Annotated in this window: 11 protein-coding genes, 1 tRNA gene and 1 pseudogene; 2 read left to right on the plus strand and 11 right to left on the minus strand. The window is 44.8% G+C overall.

Translation table 11 applies throughout. From position 1 onward, the window contains the following. Positions 1-96: 96 nt before the first annotated feature. From nikR to E8Q33_RS07885, 9 genes are all read right to left on the minus strand, one after another. Complete coding sequence (nikR, locus tag E8Q33_RS07850) at positions 97-546, minus strand: nickel-responsive transcriptional regulator NikR (protein ID WP_136553992.1); 450 nt, start codon at positions 544-546, stop codon at positions 97-99. A gap of 111 nt (positions 547-657) precedes the next feature. After that, on the minus strand, positions 658-2,028 hold the full coding sequence (gene glnT, locus E8Q33_RS07855) for a type III glutamate--ammonia ligase (RefSeq protein WP_136553994.1): 1,371 nt from the start codon (positions 2,026-2,028) through the stop codon (positions 658-660). A gap of 17 nt (positions 2,029-2,045) precedes the next feature. Further along, the gene (locus tag E8Q33_RS07860) at positions 2,046-2,819 is read right to left on the minus strand and encodes a creatininase family protein (RefSeq protein ID WP_136553996.1); all 774 of its coding nucleotides are present in this window, start codon (positions 2,817-2,819) and stop codon (positions 2,046-2,048) included. Further along, positions 2,820-3,728 (minus strand): ABC transporter ATP-binding protein, encoded by a 909-nt coding sequence (locus E8Q33_RS07865; protein WP_136553997.1) that lies wholly within the window; start codon positions 3,726-3,728, stop codon positions 2,820-2,822. It abuts the gene before it with no gap. 9 nt (positions 3,729-3,737) lie between these two features. Then, a complete protein-coding gene (locus E8Q33_RS07870) occupies positions 3,738-4,685 on the minus strand; it encodes an ABC transporter permease (RefSeq protein ID WP_136553999.1) in 948 nt (315 codons plus the stop codon). Between the two features lie 118 nt (positions 4,686-4,803). Next, positions 4,804-5,637, minus strand: coding sequence for an ABC transporter substrate-binding protein (locus E8Q33_RS07875; RefSeq protein ID WP_247869974.1), 834 nt, complete (start codon positions 5,635-5,637; stop codon positions 4,804-4,806). Continuing rightward, the gene (locus E8Q33_RS15975; RefSeq protein ID WP_247869975.1) at positions 5,616-5,768 is read right to left on the minus strand and encodes a hypothetical protein; all 153 of its coding nucleotides are present in this window, start codon (positions 5,766-5,768) and stop codon (positions 5,616-5,618) included. The genes E8Q33_RS07875 and E8Q33_RS15975 overlap by 22 nt, the downstream gene beginning before the upstream one ends. A gap of 541 nt (positions 5,769-6,309) precedes the next feature. Continuing rightward, a complete protein-coding gene (locus E8Q33_RS07880; RefSeq protein WP_136554001.1) occupies positions 6,310-7,506 on the minus strand; it encodes a porin in 1,197 nt (398 codons plus the stop codon). 647 nt (positions 7,507-8,153) lie between these two features. Next, positions 8,154-8,229, minus strand: a tRNA-Phe gene (locus E8Q33_RS07885). Between the two features lie 136 nt (positions 8,230-8,365). Here E8Q33_RS07885 and E8Q33_RS07890 point away from each other — a divergent pair. Together E8Q33_RS07890 and E8Q33_RS07895 are read left to right on the plus strand one after the other, a co-directional pair. Further along, positions 8,366-9,439: a hypothetical protein gene (locus tag E8Q33_RS07890; protein WP_136554003.1), complete on the plus strand. Its 1,074-nt coding sequence runs from the start codon at positions 8,366-8,368 to the stop codon at positions 9,437-9,439. A gap of 112 nt (positions 9,440-9,551) precedes the next feature. Next, positions 9,552-12,610: pseudogene (locus tag E8Q33_RS07895) on the plus strand (efflux RND transporter permease subunit). A 39-nt stretch (positions 12,611-12,649) separates the two neighbouring features. Here E8Q33_RS07895 and E8Q33_RS07900 read toward each other — a convergent pair. After that, complete coding sequence (locus E8Q33_RS07900; protein WP_136554005.1) at positions 12,650-13,768, minus strand: hypothetical protein; 1,119 nt, start codon at positions 13,766-13,768, stop codon at positions 12,650-12,652. Positions 13,769-13,795: 27 nt separating this feature from the next. After that, on the minus strand, positions 13,796-15,469 hold the full coding sequence (mutL, locus tag E8Q33_RS07905) for a DNA mismatch repair endonuclease MutL (RefSeq protein ID WP_136554007.1): 1,674 nt from the start codon (positions 15,467-15,469) through the stop codon (positions 13,796-13,798). Positions 15,470-15,501: the final 32 nt, after the last annotated feature.

The following is a 15,501-nucleotide window of genomic DNA, read 5'->3' on the forward strand; positions in this document are numbered from 1 at the left end:
CCAAATTACTGAATCAGTATCATCAGGTCAACTCGCTAGGCAACGCTTAGAATGCTTCAGCGGAATAAATTGTCTCAATAAATGCTAAAAAGATTACTATTTTTGTTTGGGAGGCAATGGATGAATAGGCGGAATAATTTCAGCGTTAAGTAATAAACGACCACAGACGACACCACGAAGCGTAATCATTTGATCGGCAATCATATTTAATCGATTGGCAGGGCCCTGCACCAGAATGACCGATAAAGTATTGGTATGTGTCAAATTGACATTCAGGCTACTAATGACCTCATCAATATATTCGAATTGAAGATCATGAAGCCGCTTTTGCAGGCCTGGAATGGAATGGTTATAAACCAGATTAACGGTACCAGTCATTACCGTGTCACCTTGCTGGGTCCGGTGTTCATTGATTTGTAAATTAATCATATCGCAGATTGCCTGAGATCGACTGTCAAAGCCCCGTTTGCTAACCATTTCGTCCAGTTCATCCAAGAGGGCTTCTGGCAGCGAAATGCTAATACGACAGACTTTTTCCTTACTCATCATTACTCCTAGAGCCTTGGTATCAATTTTGAAGGCTGATTTATTTTAGTTGATACGCTGCGAGGAGAAAACCATCACCCCAGTTTTCTGCTGAGGTGATGTGAATTGCGCCTAAAACAAGTGGCTATAGCGTTCTAATTCCCATGCACTAACCACGGTATGGTATTCATTCCACTCAGCTTGTTTGTAACGAATAAATTCGTTTCTTAACTCACTACCCAAGACTTTTTCGACAAATGGATCGGCAGCGAAGGCTTGAATGGCTTCATCCAACGTTCTGGGTAAAAACTGAATACCTAATTTTTCGCGTTCAACTTCGCTTAATTCGTATAAATTACCTTCTTGCGGTTTACCCGGATCCAGACCTTCTTTTATACCTTCCAACCCGGCGGCCAAAGCTAATGCTGCAGCCAGATATGGATTAACAGCACCATCGGCGTTTCGAGATTCACAACGACCACCGCCCATAGGCACTCGAACAGAGTTGGTGCGGTTGTTTGAACCAAATGAGTTAAAAACTGGCGCCCAGGTGAAATAAGGCATATCGCCCTGACGAACCAGACGTTTGTATGAGTTTACTGTTGGTGCAAACACGGCACATAAAGCGGGACCATGTTTGAGAATACCTGCAATGAACTGGTATCCCAATTTAGTAAGTCCTAAACCATGCTCATCTTCTTCCGGTTTACATTGAAATAAGTTTGCGCCTGTCTCCAAATCATATAACGACATATTAAAGTGAGCACCCGTCCCGGTTTTGTTGGAAAACGGTTTAGGCATAAAGGTCGCTAACAAGTCTTCTTGTTTGGCATATTCTTTTGCCATCATTTTCAAAAAGGTGAAACGGTCACAACTGGTCACGGCATCAGCATAATTAAAGTCAAATTCAAACTGGCCATTGGCATCTTCATGGTCAAATGAATAGAGTCCCCAGCCGAGATCATCAATACTGGTTGCCATTTTGTCCAACCAGGTGAAATTACTTAAAAATGCTCGAGTGTCATAACAGGGTTTTTTCAACTTATCATCTGGATCGGGAACCGATAGCGTGCCATCGGCATTTTTCTTAACCAGATATACCTCAGCTTCAATGCCCAGGTTCATGCCATAACCCAAGGTTTTTGCCTGCTCCAACACGGATTTGAGCAAAACCCGGGTATTGAGCATATAAGGTTGTTTATACAAGGTATTATCTGCCGGCATCCAAGCTATTTCTGGCTGCCAGGGCATTTGAATAATATGGTCCAGGTCTGGAACGGATGCTATCTCATCGTCATTGGGTTGTTGGCCCAAACCATCAACGGCATACCCTGTATAAAGCTCTGAACCGTGAGCCATATGATGCAAATGTGACAGTGGAACGACTTTGCCTTTGGGAATACCATGAATATCAACATAGGTGCCCATGCAATATTTCACCCCTTTGCTTTTCAGATCTTCTTGAATTTTTTTGATTTCGTCATCTGATTTGATGTTAATCATGTTTATACCTTTGTAGATTAATTATTTAATACGAGAGACTGGTGATAGCTGTGATCCAGCGGTGGATGTTCATTAATCGCTTTCATCACCAACTGCGTTAAGTCTTCACGCATCCAGTTGAACAATTTTTCACCGTCGGCTTTGGTTGCTGCAGAGGGTTTTCCGGTTACGCCATTCAGGCTTGTACGATTAACCGGATGGCTGAACACACAACCATCTGTTCGATCTGGATCATCAGCGTCAGCTAATTTATCTTCACGAACCAACCCGGGATGTAAGGCCATCATCAGGGCAGTCTCAGCCTGATTTGCGTGCCAGTCTTCAGCATCATCGTGATGCGCTTTTTTTACACGATCAGAGATTTGTGCAGTGTTGATGAGTCCGATCATCAAGTCGTCATGACGAGCTCGGAGCATTTCTAATGCACAACGAAGTGGCGCAGCATTGGTGACATGGCCATTAATCAATAGCAGTCGTTTGATTCCTGAAGACACGACCCAATCGCCGATATCAGAAATCACATCAATCAGTGTTTTAGGATTGAGCGCCATGGTTCCAGGCCAGCGTTTCGAATGGCCGATTGAACAACCATAAGGTAAGGTGGGTAATAAAAAAACAGGCGTATTTTTTGCCACTTCACGGCATAAGGTATCCGCGATAGCTGAATCCATACCGCAGCCCATATGCGGACCGTGTTGTTCTGTCGCCCCAACAGGAAGCAAAGCTGTGTCAACGCCATTTTTGACAGCATCTGCAACTTCTTCCCACGTCATTTGATTCAATTCATACATTTAAAAAATACTCCCAACTTCATCATTTACCGGCACCATTCGGATGAGGTTAAGGTGATCTTCGTCATCGTCCTGATTTGCCGGATGAATAAGTTCTTCCAAATGTTTTTTGGTGGCTAAAAACTCAGCGGTTAAAAACTGATCTGGATGACGCGGCTGTGGAATTGGGACTTCGATAATTTCTTGTACTTCGCCAGGGTTGGATTTCAGTACCAGAATACGGTCAGCCAGATAGATGGCTTCATCCAAATCATGGGTAATAAAGAACACGGTGACATCAATGTTTTTCCAGATTTCCATCAAATGCGATTGCATCTTGCTGCGAGTTTGAGCATCCAATGCACCAAAAGGCTCGTCCATCAACAAGACTTTGGGTTTATTCGCCAGAGCTCTGGCAATGGCGACCCGTTGTTTCATTCCACCAGATAATTGATGTGGATAACTGTTTTCAAACCGCGATAAACCAATCAATTCAATCCACTGTCGAGCTTCTGCTTCAGCGCTTCCTTTGTTATAACCCGACTCACGTAAACCAAACATGATGTTCTGTTTGACCGAAAGCCAGGGAAATAAGGTATAGCCCTGAAATACCATGCCGCGTTCTGGTCCTGGTTTATCAACGGATTTTCCATCCAGTCTGACTTCACCTTCGGAAGCTTGCTCCAGGCCGGCCATGATTCTAATCAAGGTTGATTTACCACAGCCTGATGGGCCAATCACACAAACAAATTCACGCTTATGTATTGTCAGGTTGATATCTTTTAATGCCGTTATCGTGCCGTGCTTGCTGCTGAAATATTTGCTTACTCCCTTTACTTCCATGGTGACAGGACGTTTTTTAATGCGAGCAAAACGATCTCGAACGGCATCTGTCTGCACACGATAGTCGGGTAATATTAAGTCGCTCATATCGTGCTCCTAATTTGTGTTTTGCCAAGGGAAAAAACGTCGACCCAGCCAGGCCAATAACAGATCAATGGTTAACCCTAAAATGCCGATAATGATGATCGCGGCAAACACATTGTCGAAATTTTTATAACGGGCTTGTTGAGTGATAAACCAGGTTATCCCCGAGCTGGTGCCAATTAGTTCCGCCACAATTAAGTATGTCCAAGCCCAGCCCAGCAGAATTCGGGTATCGCGATACAGATCAGGAAGAATGCCGGGTAAAACAATGCGAAACAGCATCGAACGATTGCCGGCACCTAAGGTTTGCCCTGCTTCCAGCAAAGCGGGATCAAGTTTTCTGGTGGTGTTTGCCACAATTAAAACTTGCTGAAAAAACGTCCCAATAAAGATAATGGCTATTTTGGGGGCTTGGTAAATACCTAATATGGCGACAGCCAATGCACCGAAAGCCGGTGCAGGTAAATACCGGAAAAACTCAATAAAGGGTTCAAATAAACGCGAAAAAAAGTCATAGGTTCCGGCGAGAATACCTAGCGGAATACCGATAATTGATGAAAGTAAAAAGCCATAAAAGATAACTTGGAGACTGCTCCACAGACTTTCGTGCAGCCACAGTTCGCTACTTCGCGTTGGCGGCGTAGTAAACGAAGCGTAAAACGCTTTTACTACCTCATGCGGTGCTGGGAGATAAACAGGGTTAGCTGGAATGCCTGCAGGAAGTTCATTACCTTTTTCTGCTGCATTGATTGATTCTGTTTTAAAAAGCGCTTTATCAACCAGCATGTTTTCACGGAAATAACTCACCGATCCCGGCTGGGTGATTTCCACCATGGGATGCCAGACAAAAGGCACATAACTCACCACGCACCATAGTAATATCGGCAATATAAAACTACAGATAGTCACTGTTTTACGACTATTGGGATTAAGTGGTTTGTTCACTGAAAAAAGTGACATAGTCAGTACCTTTACAATTTCCAGACAAAACGATCTGCTGCCAGTTAACGACCAAAAAATACCTTGAGAGAAATCAGGTACCGATACACAGCGGTACCTGATTACAGATTTATTCGCTTTATTCGTCTAACAGAAGTGAGGGATCGATATAGTTATCAACAGGCTGTTTATCGGCATAGACTTTATTGTCGACATTAAACTGATCCGCAATGGCTGTTGAACCATATAAAGAGCCAAACCCGTCTGCTTTTTTCATAAAAGACTGGGCCTCTTGTTTGGTCAGGATTTTGGTGCCATCGATAAAGGCTTCATACTCTGCCGGCTCAATACCGACTCTGGCAGCCATAATGCTGATAGCATCATCACGTGTTTCTGGATCGTTCAAGTAATCCACTGCCATGTACCAGGCATCAATGACTTTTTTCCATTCATCTCTACGCGCTGCAAGGCTGGAAGGGGATACTGCTAAAACATCATAGATAAGACCAGGTTCATCAGCACTGGTATAGATTGGTTTAGAATCCGGGACCAATTGCAGAGCTTGTCCTGAGTTAGGCTGCCATGCTCCGATAGCATCAACCTGACGAGATGCTAAAACTTGTGGGGTTTCATTAGTGGGGACATTTACCAGGTTGACATCACTTTCTTTCATTCCCGCTTTTTCCAGGCCATTCATTAATAACAAATGAACAACAAAACCTAACTCAACACCAACCTTTTTGCCTTTTAAATCGCTGATTGAATTAATGCCTGGGCCACCGACGATCATGTCATTGCCATTGCTATAGTCATTAATCAGAATCATCACATTTTGAGCACCTGTCGCCCCGGTGACCAACGCGTCACCATTAGTCATGGTTACAGCATCTAACTGACCTGCAGCAAAAGCGTCCATACTGGCGACATAGTCAAACCATTCAAACTGAACATCTACACCGACTTCTGCAAACATGTTTTTTCAATTGCTATTTCCCACGCTACCCATCCTGGCCAGTCGCTGTAACCAATTTTTAATGGTTGTGCATAGGCATTGCCAGCAAGTAATAGACCCGCGATAAGTGAAATAAAAACGCTTTTTTTCATTTGGGATTCCTCGTCATTATTACGATTTACAAATTTGGTAATACTGTTATAGCAGTATGTATGCCATGACGAGAAAAAAAGATAGCTGCTTATTTGTTGAAGTTAAGTGACGATATTGAATGTTTGTAAATGACCATATAGCGTGAGTTGCGGAATAATGGCCTGGTATTTCTTATGTCAAAAACAATCATTTTTGAGAATATTGGACGAGTTTGAAGGACAGCATAAAAGGAAGCTATGCACTAAAAAAGTATTTCTTTTGATAAGAAAGCCCCAAAAGTGGGCATGCGCCGAGCTTCTTAAAGGTTCAGAACGAGTTGGGCTTGGGGAGGGCAAACCTAAGTTTTAGGTCTTTCATTTGGCAAAAAAAGGCAACGTATAAGTGAGTTGGCTTTGCTTTTGCTGGCAAGTTTATAAGTAAGTCTTAACATGTCGACTAAATTAATACGAGCGCGGCTGGAAACCAAAAAAAAGCCCCAACCCGAAGGTTGAGGCTTTTTATAAGCTTTAAACTAAATCTTGCGATTCAGTATGAAACTTATTACCAGCTAATGAAACCACCGACAGCGATAACATCAACTTTGTCATCACCTGAGCGCACATGGTATTCAGTTTCCATTTTTGAGTATTCAGCAACCAGTTTCAGATTAGCTGTCACATCATGATAAACACCAATGGTAGTCATGCTGTTTTTATCAAGGTCAGAGAATGTACCAACGTTGGCGGCATCTAAAAGGCTGTCGCGCTTCAGCGTTGATTCACCGTATGAAGCGGCTACAAATGTTTGACCACCAAAACGGTAACCTAACTGTGCATAGTAACCATCACCATCACGAGCATTGCCATCAGTAGTGAATGCGCCGAAACCACCTAAACCACCAATACCTTGACCTTTGTTGTCATAGTATGCAGCAACGACTTCAAAACCGCCCATTACTAATTGACCACCCAAGGTCCAAGCATTTGAACGCTCACTACCTGCGCCTTCAAATTCAACGCTTGAAGTCATACCATCCAGCCATAACTTGACTGAGCCACCGTCAAATGCTGTTGCATAGGTTAAAGATGCTTCATAACGCGGGTCTTTTTCTGCAACATCCACCGTGTATGCTGGGTTGCTACTATCGAAAAATCCAGTATCGTTATCAACGATAGCTGCTGCAAACTGGAAACCGTTCATATCAACTGATGTCCAACGGATTTGTGAACGCCAGTAAGCGTAATCGTAACCGTAACCAATACGACCTAATGATGTTTGTCCAGTGTTTTGGCTATCAGCTGCAGAGAATGCCGTTGCACCCACACCAAACAATGTTTGATCTAACAAGATATTGTTAGCAGAGTACAGACCTAAGCCTTTACCCAACATGATTTGACCGAAACCACCGTCAACTGTCGCAAACGCTTCACGTTGCTCCATTGCACTACTATTGTTTACGTAACTGCCGTTGTTAGTAGATGGAGAGATAGAAACACGTGCACCAACAGTCAGGCCATTGATTTCAGGTGCTTTAACGTTGAAACCCAGGAATGTAGGTAACAGACCGTTAGCAACTTGTGAGTTGTCTTGGCCGCCGCCGTTACTGTTTTGATCAGTGTAGATGTAGAATTGGTTGATGTTACCGTCAACGCTGAATTCATATCCGTTTTCGCCGCCAACAACGATTGTCGCGTTAGCTGCGCCGGCTGCTGCAAATGCTGCTGCGCCGACTAATGAAGCTAGTGTAGTTTTTTTCATGTCTGTCCACCTTATAATTGTTAACAGATTACTTTAAGTTTCTCTCGTAACCAGAGTCGTGCTCGGTTAAGGGTGTATTTTCCACATCTGAGAATTCATTGCAACACTTTTACAACAAAAAAATGTGAATCAGGTCATTTTGCTACTAATTTGTGTTTTTTTTACAACAGCCAAGATTTCTATATCAATATATATGGATTAGTTACGTAATAAACCACAATGACACAAAGGGCAAAGAGATTAAGTATCCAAATCTTTAGCCGGAGAAATCTGCGTATCTTTTGGATGAGCTGCCACCCGCAGATTATTCTTTAAACCATCATTAAATTTGTGAAACCCAGCTCTACATTACTTAGTTAGTTCTATACAAAGAAGAGATGCATACTAGGCTAGACTCTCTGTGCCCTTTGTGTCTTTGTGGTTCACATTTATATCGATAAAGGGTGGAGCCAGAGACAAGTTCTCAATCTTAAGCATATTTAGCTCTGCGCTCATCTGCGTAATCTGCGGATAGATTTTTGTTAAATCTCAGTGTCTCTGTGGTTAATTTGATAGCAAGAGTTTTTATATTGGTAAATTGTAACGAGGTCGGAATAACAGGCAATAAAAAAGCCCGGATTGCTATGCAAACCGGGCTTTGAATTCGATGGTGGCTCGACCTGGAATCGAACCAGGGACACAGGGATTTTCAATCCCTTGCTCTACCAACTGAGCTATCGAGCCAACAAGGTGCGGTATTAAACCCGTCCCTTAACTAGCTGTCAAGTCCTGTGAGTGGATGTAGGAAGTTCTCCTTGTGACAATTATGCAGTCATGCTGTAATGCCGTGTGATTTTTGCAGTGGGGCAGCAAATAGATAATGAAGTCCAATAGACGTGTTTTGTTGTGGGTCATCAGTGTTTTAGCGGTAATTGTAGCGCTATATTTTGTTTTGCCTTTCATTGTTGAGCGAAACCAGACTGCTTTCGACGCTGCTGAAAATTCTGAGGGCGATGATGATGAAGATAATACTTTAACGCATCATTCTGCGCTGTCGGTTGAGCTGTCTGAAGCGGCGCAGGAAATGGCCGCGATTAAAAGCCAAAAACTGATGGTGAGTTTCTTTACTCCTGAGATGCGGGCGGTTGCTGTGGTGTTGCCCACTCAAGATATGAGATTGGCTCGTTCCCGTTGTACAGAGCTTGAAATGACCCAGCGCCTCGCTCAGGTGAACGAACAGAGTATGAATAAAGAATTAGCGCGACTGAAAACCCTGCAACAAGCCACCGGCAGCGTGGCATCAAAAGAAGTTCACTTCGCCCAAACCAATCTGACTCAAGCTCAAGCGGAAAAAGAATCAAAACAACAACTGGTCAAAAATTGTCACGCTGAAATACGCCATCAATGGCCGCAGCCTATCGCTGATTGGGTGATCAAAGGCAGTGATGAATTTAATCTTTTGATGGCTCGGGAACATACTTTATTAAAACTTACGCTTCCAGTGAATCAAAGTCTGAACCAAAAGGTAAGCACCATCCGTTGGCAGCAAAATAATCAACCCGACACGGTTGGCCAGGCTCAGTTAGTCGCTGCAGCATTTGCCGCTGATCCGGTGTTAAGTGGCGAAACATGGTATTTCCTGAACAAAACAGCGCATTTAAGAGAGAGGAGCCAGTTACAAGTCTGGGTGCCAAATTCTGACACAGCATTGTCAGGCGTTATCATCCCGTATCAATCGGTTATTTGGTATGCGGGCCAACCTTGGGCTTATTTGCAACTCGACAAAGAGCGTTTTCAGCGGATTTCATTGATCAATGGCATTGAATCAGTTGCAGGGGTTTTTCTGCAACATGGCATTTATCCGGGAGATGAAATCGTAACTACCGGCGCTCAGACGTTGTTATCGGAAGAATTCAAATGGCAAATTCATGATGAAGACGATGATGATGACTAGTCGCCATACTTGTAAGCCCATATACGCTAACTAAACAGGAACACGGATGCTCTCTCATTTGGTTGCTTTTTCGGTTCGGGCACGAGGAGTGGTGCTGGCATTAGCTTTGTTGATGCTGGGTTATGGCTGTTATCAGATTTATAAAGCCAGTCTGGATGTATTTCCTGAGTTCGCGCCTAAACAAGTGATTATTCAAACGGAAGCGTCGGGCTTTACCGCCGAACAGGTGGAAACACTGGTTACCCAGCCTATTGAGAATGCGCTGGGAGGCTTACCGGATGTGATGTTTGTCCGCTCCTCATCAACGCCCGGTTTATCAGTGGTCATTATTACCTTTGAAGATCGCACTGATATTTATCTTAACCGTCAACTAGTCTCTGAACGCTTAATGCCAGCGCAAGGCCAGTTGCCGCAAGGCGTCGGACCAGCCTTGATGGTGCCGCTTGAGTCCTCTTCCGGCACCATCATGACCATCGGTTTGACATCTGATCAGCAAAGTTTGATGCGGCTACGCGAAATGGTGGATTGGACTTTAACACCGAGATTGCTTGCGGTAGATGGTGTGGCCGATATCAATGTGTTTGGCGGCGCTGAACGACAAATGCAAATTCAGCTCGATCCGCAAAAGCTGGCGATGTATCAATTATCCGCATTAGACATTATTGCCGCTGCGCGTGAAGCCACAGCATTGCAGGGCAGCGGTTTTATTGAAAATGCCAACCAACGCATGATGCTTCAAGTGATAGGTCAACCCGTCACTGCTAAAGCGATGGAAAAAGTGGTGATTCGTCAGCAAGGCCAGTCGGTTTTATATCTGGGGGATGTCGCTACGATTGAATATGGCGCTGCCCCTGCAATTGGCGGTGCAGCCATTGGCGGTAAGCCAGGCATTGTGTTGATGGTTATCGGTCAATATAAGGCCAATACACTTGCGGTAACCCAAGGTATTGAAACCGCATTGAATGAGTTTCGCGATGGCTTTGAGGTTGATGGTATTGAGTTGCATGCGGATCTATTTCGCCCGGCCAACTACATTCAAACTTCACTGGCTAATATTCGTCACCACTTGCTGGTCGGGGGCGCTTTGGTGTTATTGGTGCTGTTTTTATTTCTGTTTAATTTACGTACCGCCATTATTTCGATGACGGCGATTCCGTTGTCGTTGTTTGCTGCATTGATCGTGCTGCTCGAATTTGGCGTCAATATTAATATTATGGTGCTGGGCGGTTTGGCGATTGCCTTGGTGAAGTGGTCGATGATGCCATTATTGATACCGAAAATATCTTTCGTCGATTGCGGGAAAACGCCGCATTAAAAGAACCACGGCCAGTTATCCAAATCGTTTATGAAGCCTCCATGGAGGTGCGTGGTTCGGTGGTCTATGCCAGTTTGATTGTAATGCTGGTGTTCGTGCCGTTATTAACGCTTGGCGGCGTGGCGGGACGAATGTTCGAGCCATTAGGCCAGGCTTATATTCTGGCGATTCTGGCATCACTACTCGTAGCGTTAACTGTTACCCCGGCGCTTTGTCACACCTTGTTAAGCCGAATTGGTGTTACACGCACTACCGAGCCGCCATTAATTCACTGGTTACAAATCGGTTATAGCCGGATATTACGAGTGACTTGTCAGTTTCCTAAACTGATGATGTTGGCGGTGCTGATATTTTGTGTGGCCGGTGCCAGCTTGCTGCCGTTTTTTGGTGGTCGGTTTCTACCAGAACTGCGTGAAGGTCATTACATTATCCATACCGCCAGTGTGCCCGGAACGTCATTACAGGAATCATTGCGGATTGGTGGTTTGATTGAGCAACAGGTTGCTGCTATTCCTGGGGTGCGAGCAACATCCCAATGGGCGGGGCGGGCAGAGCGTGGTGCTGACACGTTTGGCACTCACTACAGCGAATACGAAGTGGATCTGGAACCGCTTTCAGGCCCGGAGCAGCAAGCGATTCTGGATGAAATTCGCGAGATATTGGAAACCTTTCCCGGCATTAGTTCAGAGGTTAATACCTTCCTGACCGAGCGTATCGACGAGACCATATCCGGCTACACTTCGCCAGTAGTTGTGAATATTTATGGTAATGATCTCGATGCGCTGGATTACAAGGCGCGTGAAGTCGCTGCAGTGATGGCCGATATTGAGGGCGCAACCGATATTCAATTACGTGCACCTCCAGGTGAGCCACAATTGCAGGTGCGTATAAAGCTCGAAGAGTTACCGAAATGGGGCCTGCAACCTGCCACGGTGATGCAAAACATTAAAGCCGCTTTTGATGGCATCAAGGTTGGGCAAATTGCTGAGGGTAATCGGTTATTCGATATTTTTGTGGTATTGCCACCGCAATTACGTGAGCAGCCACATCATTTATTAGATCTGCCATTACGAACTATGGATGGGCGCATGCTGACGTTAGGTGATGTTGCCGACATACAGCAAGTTTCCGGCCGTCATGCGATTTTGCATCATGGTGCACAACGCTTGCAAACCATCACCTGTAATGTCAGTGGTCGTGATTTACGATCGTTTTTTAACGAATTACAGCAGCGAGTGCATCAGGAAGTACAGTTTGATGCAGACACTACCTATCCTGAGTTTACTGGTACGGCTGTGGCGGAAGCGGAATCACGTAAGGATTTGTTAGTGCATTCCATTCTGGTGGGACTAGTGGTGTTGATTTTATTGTATATGGCACTTAAAAGTGTGCGAAATACCTGGCTGGTTTTACTTAACCTACCGTTCTCATTATTGGGTGGTGTAGTAGCTGCATGGTTAACCGGAGGCGTGTTATCCATCGGTTCGCTGGTGGGGTTTGTGACGCTGTTCGGTATTACGTTACGTAATGCCATTATGCTGGTGTCACACTATCAACATCTGATTGAAGTCGAAGGTAAATCCTGGGTTCTGGAAACCGCTATTCAAGGTGCGCTTGAGCGTCTGCCATCCATTTTGATCACTGCGCTGGTTACAGCATTGGCCATGCTTCCGATAGCCATAAACGCGGACAGCCCGGGACGCGAAATTATGGGGCCGATGGCCGCCATTATTATCGGGGGGTTGATTTCGTCTACTTTGCTGACCTTATTAGTGTTACCCAGTGTGATGTTACGTTACGGCAAGTTCAACAAACGCCGTATCACTCAAATGGAAACCACCATGCAAAGGCAATAATGCCCAGCACAAACACAATCAAGATGATCTCAACTATCATCAACGACCAATAGCAAAGGTTTGCGAATCGTTACTGCGTTGCTCGGCAAAGAACTGGTAAATATCTTTTAATTCTTCAGCGGAAAAGCGGATTAGAATCAATTCCTGACCGGGATGAATTAGGTTGGGGTCATGGCCCATGGTATGGGTATTGAAGTTATACACATAACTGGTTGAGACTTTCTTATGCAGGATTAATCCTAAAAATGAACTTAGGCCATCGGGTAAGGGCTCATCGGCATCCGCTGGAATAAGCACACTGACTTTCTGCTCAGCACCATTACGTTGCAATCTGATCCCTTGACGGAAATTACGAATCAAGCCCGTTTGAATGATTCCCCAAAGGCCTTGAATATCTTCTTCGGTTACCCGATGCAAATAAAACAGGCTGTCTTGCATTTCTGCACTATCACTATTAATTAAATCAGCGATATCCAGTTTTTGTACACCACGACTGATAGTGACAGACATTTGCTGATCTTCTGCGATATCGGCATCCGCTAACTCACTGGCTTTGATTTGTTTGATTTGTTGTTGCTGACGAATTTGAGTAACAGGAGCAGAGTGATCGATATCTTCACGTTGCAGCAATTCAACCAATGGTGCCGTAATGCTCTCACCTTGTTCGGTCACAATAGTGATTGGCGCAATGTGATCCTCTTCATCGGTTTCCAATTGTTGCAGGGTGGTTTGCTCTCTGATTTCTTCGGTATAACGCAAAGTCAGCGGCGTATCGGCGCTAAGGGATTTATCATCCATCAGGCTTTTTAAAGTAGTAGTGCGTTGCTCGAGTTCAGGCAGGGCAATAATGCTATCCGGGCGGACAAACATATCCTGATATTCATTAACAATAATGGTGCTGTCATCAGCGCCGGCCAATTGATCCACAAATTCTGCGGCTTCCCGTTCACGGATGGTTTCACTGTCAGGTAATTCTTGTTCGGCTGAGCGGATAATTTCCAGTGGTAAATCCGGCTCGATAACTTCAATTGGAGGATCAACTGTGAGTTCACTGCGATTGGGCGGCGCGTCACTCCATAACAAATAACCAAACAGTAATATCACGATAACAGCCAAAATCGCTGCAACTATTGTGGAACCTGTACGGGCTCGATCCATTTGAAAACCGCCTCAGTGCATGTTTAATCAGTCTGAGAATAAGCTACCAAGTGTCAGCAAATCAAGTTCCCGACACCACGGTTGTTCAATACATTTTTGTGGCGAGGCATTTTGCAGCCATTGTTCAGCTTGTTGGAGTTGAAGTTGGTCAGTCGTATGTAACAAGTTCAACAGATGTTGGCCAAGCGAGATGGCGTCGATATTTTTTTGGTTAAGCGCATCAATCACGCTGCTCAACATAGTATTCAAATCTAATTGTGCCAACACAATCGGTATTTTTTTAATGGTCAGGGACATGTCTTGGGGTTGTAACTCAAAGCCAAATTCATTGAGCAAACTTTGATGTTCAGTAACAGCTTTTTGCTGAGCAGCAGTACAAGCGATATTCAGTGGTACCAATATCGGTCTGCTTTTTAATGGCAGTTGTTGCAACTCACTGGCAAATTGCTGTTGACGCGAATCTGCTAGGGCCTTGGGTAAATCAATCAGATAATTCTGCTGCCGAAAACGCACCCAGGCGAAGCGTTGATGTAGCAGCTGAACTAACTGAAATGCATCTGTGGGAGCAGCGTGATTTACTGGAAACAAGGTCTGAATGGGGGATGCAGCGTTTACGCTTGATAAATTATGTCGCTGATAGCTGGAAGAAGATTCTGCAATCTGCTGCTCAACTGGTGATGATGTTGGAGACAACTTGGTGTTGATTTGCTGATGTAATTCATCACTCACAGCACGATGAATTAATCCATGAATCAGTCGGGTCTCCCGAAAACGCACTTCGTGTTTGGTTGGATGAACATTCACGTCAACCCGATCCAGTGGAATAGTCATGTATAAAACATAGACCGGATGCCGACCCGGTGGAATCAACTCTGCATAGGCTTGGCGAATTACCTGACTGATCAGGCGATCACGAATAACACGACCGTTAATAAAGAAGTATTGCTGATCGGCCTGTGGTCGGTGCGTTTCGGTATGCCCCAACCAGCCTTTGATGTCGATAAAATCAAACTGTTGATCAATGACCAATGCCTGTTTGACAAAAGCTTGACCGCAGATCTTGCCGACTCGGGCCAATTGTTGTGCCTGCGTTCCAGCAATCGGCAGATTTAATTTTTGTTGGCCATTTAAATCACATTGAAAACGTACATCAAACCGACTTAATGCCAGACGTTGCAATGTAGTTAGGATTTGTTGCTGTTCGGTACGAGCACTACGAAGAAAGCGGCGTCGAGCCGGTAGATTAAAAAACAAATCACGCACGGCAACCGTCGTTCCGTGAGGATGTGCCACCGGTGCTGCACTATCTTCTTCATGATGAATTAGCCAGCCACAGTCACTGTAATGCTGTCTGGAAACCAGACTTAAATTGGAAACTGAGCTAATACTTGGCAAGGCTTCGCCACGAAACCCCAAACTGGCAATCTGACTCAACTGGTCACTAGATGAAATTTTGCTGGTGGCATGACGGCTTAACGCTAAACCGAGATCATCAGGATGAATGCCGAAACCGTTATCCCGAACCTGGATTAACTGGCTGCCGGAACCTTCAATGGTGACTTCGATTTCGGTGGCAGCAGCATCAAGGCTGTTTTCTACCAGTTCCTTGATGACCGATGCTGGACGTTCAATAACTTCGCCAGCCGCAATCTGGTTGGCAAGTTGTAAGGGCAGGGCATGGATTCGTTTCGGTGTCAGCATCGACACAGTTTAACAGTTGCGAACAGGAAATC

It is taken from the genome of Methylophaga sp. SB9B (genome assembly GCF_004832235.1).
Taxonomy (GTDB): domain Bacteria; phylum Pseudomonadota; class Gammaproteobacteria; order Nitrosococcales; family Methylophagaceae; genus Methylophaga; species Methylophaga muralis.